Genomic DNA, 3,814 nt, shown 5'->3' with positions numbered 1-3,814 from the left:
ATCCGCAAAAACCAGTTGGCAGCCGTACCACTCCGACTTATATTCGACCTGGCGACGAATTTCATAAAGAGCGGCATCGGCTATAGCACCTGCGTGCTTTGTGGTTTTTCAACAGACCGGAAACATTTAGATCTTCTAACCCAATGACTGCGTGGTTTTTGCAAATCCAAGAGGTTAATTTGTCGATTGCATCTTTCCGGATGTTAGCAACACGTTGATGGGCTTTAGCTAATTTTAGCTTGGTCTTATTTCTATTGGCAGAACCCATAGTTCTTCTAGATAGTTCTCGTTGAAGTCTAGCCAGCTTTTTCTGAGCTTGTTTGTAAGCTCTAGGATTAGGAAATACCGTCCCATCTGAACAGGTGGCTAGAACTTTAACCCCGACATCAACACCTAGATATTCTCTAGATTTAACAGTGGGTAATGCTTCCGACTCGTAGGCCAAAGAAATATACCAAGAATCGGCTACTCGACTGATTGTGACCCGCTTCGTCTGAATTTCAGGTAAAGGTTCATAAGTGCTAACCCACCCAATGAAAGGGAGTTTCAACCGAGTTCCTGAAAACTCCATGACCTTCCCACAATTATCTAGGGTGAAGCTATCATTTCTACCTTTTTTCTTGAACTTAGGGTGTTGAGCAATCCCTTGAAAAAATCGACTAAATGCTTCTCCTAAGTGCAGGAAAGCAAATTGGTAAACCCTAGAACTTAATGTGGACTGCCAGGTATACTGAGGCTTCACATGATGAGTATAGAACTTTTTCAACTTATTGGCTGAAGGTTTGAGTCCAGCTAATGCGGCTTCCTTCCACAGGTTTAAAGCCCAGTTCCAGACCCACCTAGAATACCCAGCGTGTTGAGCCATCAAGGTTTTTTGTTTGTTATTGAGTTTTAACTTGGTCTTGAAGGCTCGTTGCATAAGTCGGGATGATTGATTTTCCCATCGGGCTAGTGTGCTGACGTTAACGCCTAGATACTCAGCAGCTTTTGGTTGGTTTGAGGTGCAATGTCACCTAGCTACAGTTAACAACATACTGATAGTATCGTGTTGTACCTTAAATCGTCAACTCAGTTATTACTCTATTGTTGAGCAACTTGAGGAATATTTCCTCTCAAACCAGTCATCAACTTCAAGGCATAAATCTTCACTGGACGAATCCGGCGCAGCATCCATAACCCGAGACGGCGTATCCCGACTATTGGTAACCAGTTGTTGGAAAAGATCCGATCCAGAGTATCGGTAAACCCTAAGATCACCAGATTCTCTTGCTTGCGCCAGTTTTCATAGCGCTTAAGAACCTCTATAGCTCCAATATCTTCCCCTGCTTGGTGTGCCTCACTCAAGACTTGGGCAAGGGCAGCAGCATCGCGAATCCCAAGGTTTAGTCCTTGACCACCGACAGGATGGCAACAATGGGCGGCATCACCAATTAGTGCCAATCGTGACTGAATGTAGCGATCGCTCTGCATCAATTGCACTGGAAACAAATAGCGATCGCATTCCAACTCCAAGCGACCCAACAGACCACCAGTGTAGTATTCCAGCTTAGCTAGAAACTGATCTTCGTCTAGTGCTTGTAACGCTTTGGCTTCAGCATGGGGTGCTGTCCACACCACCTGGCAGCGATTCTCTGACAAGGGCAGCACCCCCATCGGACCACTAGGCCAGAAGCGTTCAAAAGCCGTATTATTATGGGGCTTTTCGGTTTTAATCCGGGCAGTCACGCAAGATTGCCAGTATTTCCAGCCACGAGTCGTAATCCTAGCCCTAGTCCGAATTTGCGATCGCGCTCCATCCGCCGCCACCACTAGCCTTGTCCTAATTCGATGCTGAGTATCACCCTCCTTGACAGTAATCTCCACCCCAGACTCCTGATAGTTGACATCCACTACTTCTGCTGGACACAGCCAGTCAACATTGGGACAATCTGTCAAAAATTCTTGCAACGACGTTAGCACCGGACGGTGTTCTCCCACATACCCTAGGGCATTGGTACCTAAATCTGAAGGGGAAAAATGCACCACACCGGAATGGTTAGCATCGGAAAGCCTGATCTGCCGAAATGTGCTAATCTGCGGCAGGATTTTATCCCAAACCCCAATACCTGCGAAAATACGCCCTGAGAGGATAGACAAGGCATAGGCTTGTACCCTGGCAGCTGCCACTGACTTCGGTTTGGCTTCTATGAGTAATACGCTCAACCCAGAATGTTTCAACGCACAGGCCAGGGTAGAACCAGTAATGCCACCCCCTACAATGGCTAGGTCGTAATCAAAACTTTGATGGGTTGCTGAGGTAGTTTGAATCAGCAGTTCCAGCGCCATAACTATAGTAGTAAGTGTCTCGGTAAATAGTAATATATACTCTTTTTCATTTTGACGCTTTTAGATCAACCCATCAACTGATCCAATTTTGCTCAACCTGGAAACACACGAGTTAACTCTAGGGACAGATCGCCAAGAGCAGGAATAGTAACCGTTTCATTGGGCAACACTACCCGTTTGACGCGATAGCCGAAATTTCTTCGAGTATCTTGATAGGGCTGAGTATAGCACTCTAGTTGACCAGCCACCAGGTTAACAATCCAGTAATCCTGAATTTGGTTTTCTGAATATAAGGATAGCTTTACGGTTTGGTCATACTCCAGGGTTGAATCTGACACCTCAATAACCAGCAATATATCCTTTGGATAAGGGTGATTTGGCAAGTAGTCATCCGCCTGACCCCATGCGATCGCAACATCCGGTTCCGGTTCACTGTCGTTGGATAGGATGATTGGTTCCTGTCCCCGTACCACCCCACGGTCGCCTACTAGTCTGTCCAACTCTCGCCATAACTTAGTGTTGCAAACCGAGTGGGACGTACCCTTCGCCACCATTTGTATTAACTCTCCCCGAATCAACTCCACCCGGTCATCTTCTGTTAGAAAACCATTATCAATCAAGCGATGATAGTCAGCTAGGCTAAAGCGCTTAGTTTTGATCAAGGTCATGATAACTTAACTTTAAAAACACAGCTTAATTGTATGAGGGGTTATCCGTTTCCAATTGATCAACCCGTGCCTCTAGTGCCTTGATTTTTTCAGTACAATTTATGGGTTTAGTTACCCCAATATCAATTAATTTAATATTACCTATTTTATCATAAAAAATACTTTAATTTTCAGCTTCTGGTAACCAATCCTGATCTAAGGTCAATTCAAGAGAATAAGGGCAAACCTCTGGGAAAACCGAAACAGACATTCCTGTTTGCTGGGCTGCCTGACGGCGAGCCCGCTGATAGCTTTGTTCCAGCTGCTGGGCTGGATAGCTCCTGAGACTGGGACTATCTTCAATAGCTAGCTCAATCTGAGTCCGAGCATCAGTAATCGAATCCAGCCAGCTATCGGAGCGACGCTGAATTTGGTATTGCCACTTGAGCAAATGTAACAGCAGGCGAATCAATTGGCTAGTAATTCCCCGCCTTTCACTCTTGCCCAAGTCTTCAACCTCCTCAATCAGATTTTCTAAATCAATCTCTTGCCAACGACCTTCTCGCAACAGCTGTGCTGTTTGTTGTGTCCAGGAATGAAAGTCTTTTATGTAGGCTTTTTCCACAAGTGTCTCTCCCTTTCTATACCCAATTTATCTCTTAGTTTATTAACTATAGCTAGCTTGCCTATAGCTAGCTTGCCTATTGCCTATAGCTATACCAATCCTAAATGATTTTGAAGAAAAATGAGATATCATGGAATATAAATTTACCACCATGTTCTCATGACTCTGGAAGAATTTATAGCTAGCAATCGAGACCCTAGAGAGCTAAAGCGAGCAA

The 3,814-nt window shown here is 44.9% G+C and carries 3 protein-coding genes and 1 pseudogene; all 4 read right to left on the bottom strand.

From position 1 onward, the window contains the following. Positions 1–919 (bottom strand): annotated as a pseudogene (locus F6K46_RS38730) (RNA-guided endonuclease TnpB family protein); the annotation flags it as partial. Positions 920–1,080: 161 nt separating this feature from the next. Then, positions 1,081–2,325: an FAD-dependent hydroxylase gene (locus F6K46_RS38725; protein WP_293068538.1), complete on the bottom strand. Its 1,245-nt coding sequence runs from the start codon at positions 2,323–2,325 to the stop codon at positions 1,081–1,083. A 92-nt stretch (positions 2,326–2,417) separates the two neighbouring features. Next, entirely contained in the window at positions 2,418–2,993 is a 576-nt protein-coding gene (locus F6K46_RS38720; RefSeq protein WP_293068536.1) for a Uma2 family endonuclease, read from the bottom strand. 163 nt (positions 2,994–3,156) lie between these two features. Next, positions 3,157–3,597 (bottom strand): DUF29 domain-containing protein, encoded by a 441-nt coding sequence (locus F6K46_RS38715; protein WP_293068533.1) that lies wholly within the window; start codon positions 3,595–3,597, stop codon positions 3,157–3,159. Between the last annotated feature and the right edge of the window lie 217 nt (positions 3,598–3,814).

The sequence above is a fragment of the Moorena sp. SIO3E8 genome, assembly GCF_010692445.1.
Taxonomy (GTDB): Bacteria; Cyanobacteriota; Cyanobacteriia; order Cyanobacteriales; family Coleofasciculaceae; genus Moorena; species Moorena bouillonii.
The sequence above is the reverse complement of the archived record's forward strand: the minus strand, read 5'-3'. Positions and strand labels throughout refer to the sequence as shown.